The organism is Candidatus Culexarchaeum yellowstonense, from assembly GCF_024707025.1.
GTDB lineage: Archaea > Thermoproteota > Methanomethylicia > Culexarchaeales > Culexarchaeaceae > Culexarchaeum.
The window spans coordinates 1-5,552 of the sequence record NZ_JANGFQ010000127.1; the positions used below are offsets into that span (position 1 = coordinate 1).

The 5,552-nt window shown below is 39.9% G+C and carries 4 protein-coding genes; all 4 read left to right on the forward strand.

The window, feature by feature from the left end:
* The coding region (locus MRT15_RS09460) for an Ig-like domain-containing protein (RefSeq protein ID WP_304329844.1) at positions 1-810 on the forward strand (810 nt) is incomplete at its 5' end.
* Positions 811-859: 49 nt separating this feature from the next.
* Positions 860-2,569, forward strand: a complete 1,710-nt coding sequence (locus MRT15_RS09465) for a hypothetical protein (RefSeq protein WP_304329845.1) — start codon at positions 860-862, stop codon at positions 2,567-2,569.
* Between the two features lie 97 nt (positions 2,570-2,666).
* Complete coding sequence (glmS, locus tag MRT15_RS09470) at positions 2,667-4,490, forward strand: glutamine--fructose-6-phosphate transaminase (isomerizing) (protein WP_304329846.1); 1,824 nt, start codon at positions 2,667-2,669, stop codon at positions 4,488-4,490.
* A 112-nt stretch (positions 4,491-4,602) separates the two neighbouring features.
* Positions 4,603-5,552 (forward strand): MFS transporter (locus MRT15_RS09475; protein ID WP_304329847.1); only part of this gene is annotated, 950 nt, incomplete at its 3' end.

The window sequence follows — 5,552 nt, forward strand, 5'->3', positions numbered from 1 at the left end:
AAGTATGCCACTAAGACCACTGGTTCTGATGGTAAAGCCCTCTTCACAGTTGTATTCAGTAATGCTGGCACATTCAGCGTATATGCATCTTCAGCTGGGGTTTCATCGAACATTGTAACTATCACTGTGGCTAAGATTCCACCAGCATTGACGTCCATAACTTTATCTGCAAATGCCACATCCATAATTCAGTATCAAACTGTAATGTTCTCCGCTACTGCTTTGGATCAGTATGGCGCTGGGATGGCTGGTGTAACGCTGGATTTGTATGTGAATGGGGTTAAGGTTGACTCTAAGGTTTCAGACTCCTCAGGCACAGCCACATTCAAGTATACATTCAAAGATTTCGGTAGCTTCACAGTTTATGTTGCCTCTGGAGTTGTTAAGTCTCCAACGATCACCATAACTGTTTCGAAGTATGTTCCTCCACCAGTGGTTACATCAGTCTCCATTAGTGTTGATAGGACTAAGATATATACTGGTGAGTCTGTCACTGTGACTGTTGTGGTTAAGGATCAGTATGGTAATGCTATGGCTAATAGGAAGGTTGAGTTGTATGTGGATGGGGCTAAGCAACTTGAGAAGTACACTGATTCTGATGGTAAGGCTGTATTCCCGTATCGGATAGATATTGCTGGTAGCTATAAGTTTAAGGCTGTTTGTGAGGGTGTATCTTCCACTGAAGTTACTGTTACTGTTGAGGCTCCACCGGCACCTCCCGTTCCAACATGGTCTTACACGATAATAATACCAATAGTGGTATTGATAGTGGTGTTGGTGATAATAATCATATTGAGTAGGAGATTTTAGGGCTGCCAGTGCACCCTAAACCCCCAAATTTTTTATTTGGTGTTTCCTTATGTCCACTTCCCATTTTAATAGGCTTATAAACTTCATTTCTGCTTTCAACATTTTTACTTCCCTATTACTCTTTTCGGATCTATTTGGATTTAATTGTTGGGTTACAATTCATAGGGCTACTAGTTTGGTTAGGTTTAATGCCCCTCAGCCCCTATGGTTTATAAGTGTAATCTTCTCTTCAGCTTTATTGCTTTACATGGTTTTTAGGGGGTTTTATGCTTCCCTAACCTCAATAGTCGTTGCATTGGCTTCTTATGTCATTTTGGGTTTTGGGTGGGCAACTTTAATTTATGCCTTCTCCACCTTCATATTGTTTTTATATGAGTTTGGTTTTGATGGTTGGACAGTTCTCTCAATGATAATCATTCTATGCATTTTCGAGTTCATCAGCTTAGTTTATTGGGTTTTCCTGTATCCTTTGAATCTTAAAGTCCCATTAATTTATGATTTGGCTTCCCTCGAGTTGTCGTCGTCATCGCTACTTTCCTCTTTGTCTCCGATGGTGTTGGTTTTCATGTTATACTTTTGGATTCTTAAGCCATTGCTAAGCTTCTTTAACATTAGGTTTGGGGGTTTAGCGATTGATGGTTTGTTTTCACGTAAATCTATTGTGGATTTCGCTATTCTCTCAGCGTCAATTGTGATTTCTGTTGCAGCATCCATATACCCCTATATTCCATCCTTAAATCCAAACTTCTATCCTGTGGGTGTTGATTTCAGGTATTATGAGGAGGCTTTGAGGGGGTTTGAAGATAATCCTTGGAGTGTCTTCAGATTCTTTGGTGGTTCTAGGCCTCTCCTCATTCCAATTCTATACGTGTTTAAGTGTTTATTTGGTTTTGATGTTAGGACTACCGTGACTTTTGCTCCAATCATACTTAACCCATTATTGGTCTTCTCAATTTTCATGGTTGTTTGGATGGGTTTTGGGGATTTGAGGTTGGCCTCCACTTCCGCTTTATTCACTTCCATTGGGTTTAAGATTTCAGTTAACATGTATTCATACTTTCTAGCCAATGTTTCTGCATTGATATTCATATTCCTATCATTATCCCTATTGTTTTTGCATCTCCATTCTAAGTCTAAGGTTGCATTGATTTTTGCTGTGGTCCTCTATAATTTGGCTTTACTTATTCACCCATGGACTTATGTTCAGTTTTCAGGTTCCCTAGCCCTATTCCTCTTATACTCCATGTTCAAGTTTAGGGGTGTTGTTGGGGTTTTAAGGGAGTATTATGGTGTATTTTTGATGTTGGCTCCATCAATCCCCCTGGCTTTAGTCCTCCTAATTCCCGGTGGGAGTCAGTTTTGGGTTATTTATGGTTTGTTTAGAGCTTTAAATCTCAGCAACCTATACAATTACTGGTATAACTCATTCTTCATTGGCTTCATACTTTATGGTGGTTTCCAACTTAACTTCTTCACGTTAATTTCAGCTTTAATGGCTCTGTTAGCTCCATCCCATGGGGTTTGTGATGATATTTTGAGGTTTACGGTAATTGCATCTTCAATTGCCTACCCATTTCTCGATGCTATGCTTCAGAGTAGGGTTTTATTCAACCTCCCCCTCGAAGTTTATTCTGCAATGCTAATATATTGGGTTTCAATTTCAAAGAGTATTGGTTCTAGGATGCGTTCATCGATAATATCACTTGCATTTTTAAGTCAATTGAATTACCTATTTAGATGTTTGGCTAATGTAATCTGAGCTTGAATTATTATTTTATGGTAAAGCTTTTAAGTTTGTTTCGTAGAAATTATTTTAACTGTTTTTTACTTAAAACAAGTTTACTTGGTGTATTGAGATGTGTGGCATAATTGGCTGTATACTCTCCAGTGGTTTGGCGGCTCCAATACTGTTTAGTGGTTTGAAGAGGCTTGAGTATAGGGGGTATGATTCTGCTGGTATGGCTACCATTTATGGTGGTAAATTGTATTTGAAGAAGGATTCCGGTAAGATTGATGATATTAATTCTAGGCTAAATTTTATGGATATGCCTGGAAGTTTGGGTATAGCTCATACTAGGTGGGCTACTCATGGTGCTCCAAGTAGGGAGAATGCTCATCCACATTTGGATTGTAGTGGTACTATTGCCGTTGTACATAATGGTGTTATAGAGAACTTCTTGGAGTTGAAGAGGGAGCTTGAGGATAGGGGGCATAAATTCACTTCAAGAACAGATACTGAGGTTATCCCACACTTGATTGAGGAGGGGGTTAAGTCTGGTTTAAATCTTTATGAAGCTGTCCTCCAAGCTGTTAGAAGGCTTAGAGGCTCTTATGCCATAGCAGTCATCTCGACGGTTGAGCCTGACAAGATAATTTGCGCTAGGAATGAGAGTCCATTGATTGTTGGGATTGGTGATGGAGCATACTATTGCGCTTCAGATATACCTGCAATCCTCGAATATACTAGGAACTTTATCTCCATGGATAATGGTGAAATAGCAGTTCTAAGTCTTGGTGGTATTGAGTTTAGGAGGATATCTGATGGTGAATTTGTCCTTAAGAAGCCTTTCACTGTGGATTGGAGTATTGAGTTGGCTGAGAAACAAGGTTACCCCCACTTCATGCTTAAGGAGATTTATGAGCAACCACTAAGTCTTAGGAATGCCCTTAGACTTCAGGAGCAATATTTGGATTTGCTTTCAAGATTTATTGATCGTGGTGAGAGGGTTTTCTTGGTGGCTTGTGGAACTTCTTATCATGCATGTTTAGCTGCTTCATACATGTTCTCCAAGATTGCTAGGGTTGCAGCTTTCCCAGTGGTGGCTTCTGAGTTTCTGGAGCAGTATGGTGATTCCGTTGGCATTGATGATGTTATTTTGGCAGTTAGTCAATCTGGCGAGACTTATGATGTTTTGAGGGCTGTGGATCATGCTAGGATGAGGGCTGCCACAGTTCTAGGCTTAACCAACACTGTTGGTTCAACTCTCACTAGGGTTTCGAGGGCTTACATTGTTCAGCAATCTGGTCCTGAGATTGGTGTTGCAGCCACGAAGACATTCACTTCTCAGCTCATTGTTTTAGCTCAATTGGCTATGAGGGTTGCAAATTTGAGGGGGAAGCTTTCCCAGCAGGAGTCGGATTCACTTAGGGATAGCCTTAAGGGTATGCCTGAAGTTATTGGTAGGGTTTTAAATTCTTGTGCTGATAATGTTAAGCTTCTAGCTAAACGTTATGCTAAGAAGAATTTATTCCTATTCCTTGGTAGGGGGATAAATGTTGCCACAGCCCTTGAGGGTAGATTGAAGCTTCTCGAGATAACATACACCCCCTCACTGGCTTTCAGTGCAGCTGAATCTAAGCATGGCCCAATAAGTATTGTTGAGAAGGGGGTTCCAGTGATATTCATTGCTCCAAGGGATTCCACTAGGAAGGAGATTATTGGGAATATTATGGAGATGAAGGCTAGGGGGGCTGAAGTCATAGCTTTATGTGAGGAGGATGATAGGGAGATCATTGGGTTGGCTGATCACCATATACCTATGCCTAAGGGTATACCGGATGTATTAAGCCCAATACCATATATTGTTCCATTACAGCTCTTTGCATACTATGTTGCTGTTGAGAGGGGGCTTGACCCTGATAAACCTAGGAATTTAGCTAAAAGTGTCACAGTGCCATAACCAATCCTGCATATTCAACATTTTTCAATCTTCAATTGTATTATACACTTGGGTTTCGCTACTCTTTTATATTTGGATTTAAGTTTAATGGTTTTAGTTTGGGTGTTTGGTTTTGGAGCGTAGGGTTTTGATATTGCTCTTCGCAGTTGTCGTTATGATGTTTATTAGTGTTTATCAGTATTCTTGGTCTCTATTTGCAGATGCTTTTTCAATGGTTTTCGGTTGGGATGCTGCCACTGTGGGTTTGGCTTTCACAATATTCACTTATACTGCAACTTTCATTCAACCGTTGTCTGGTTTCCTAGCTGATAATTATGGTGCTAGGAAGGTTTCAATGTTTGCTTCAGTTGTTTGCGGTTTTGGTTTAATATTTTCATCTATGGTTGGGAGTCCAATGCTATTGTATTTGGCTTATGGTTTTGGAGGTTTTGGTGTTGGAATACTTTATGGTGTTTCAACTGCTTTGGCTGTTAAGTGGTTTCCTGAGAAGCGTGGTTTTGCCACTGGAATTGTGGTTTTCGGGTTTGGTTCTGGAGCTGCATTATTCAATTTGATTATTCAATGGCTTTTATCAATTTATGGTTTAAGTTTTGCACTGAAAATTCTAGGGTTAGGTATGTTATTGGTTACTCTTATTGCATCGCTATTTTATGTTTATCCTGAGGGGAGGGTTGAGCGTTCACGTTCCTCTTCCAGTTTTGATTTCAATATGAAGGGTATGGTTTCAACTTGGCAGTGGTATCTCATATATGTATCCTTCACTTTTACAGTGGCGATAGTTTTGATATTTGCAGCTCAATTGAAGTTTTTGGCAAAGTTTTTCGGTATTTCAGGTTACTATCTGAATTTGGCTTTAACATTATTCCCCGTGGGTAATGGTTTAAGTAGGATTCTTGCTGGATTCATTTCCGATAGGATTGGTAGGGTTAAGTGTATGTTCATCTTCTACCTATTATTGGGCGTTTCAACCATGGCTTTAGTCTTCTTAGGCTTTAATCCATTCTTATTTGTATGTTTAAGTTTTGTTGTGGCTTTGTTTGGAGGTTCACCCTTCGCCTTCTA

Bases quoted from the DNA above. Each gene is read 5' to 3' on its own strand.
- MRT15_RS09465 (WP_304329845.1), top strand. From the start codon at position 860: ATGTCCACTTCCCATTTTAATAGGCTTATAAACTTCATTTCTGCTTTC.
- glmS (WP_304329846.1), top strand. From the start codon at position 2,667: ATGTGTGGCATAATTGGCTGTATACTCTCCAGTGGTTTGGCGGCTCCA.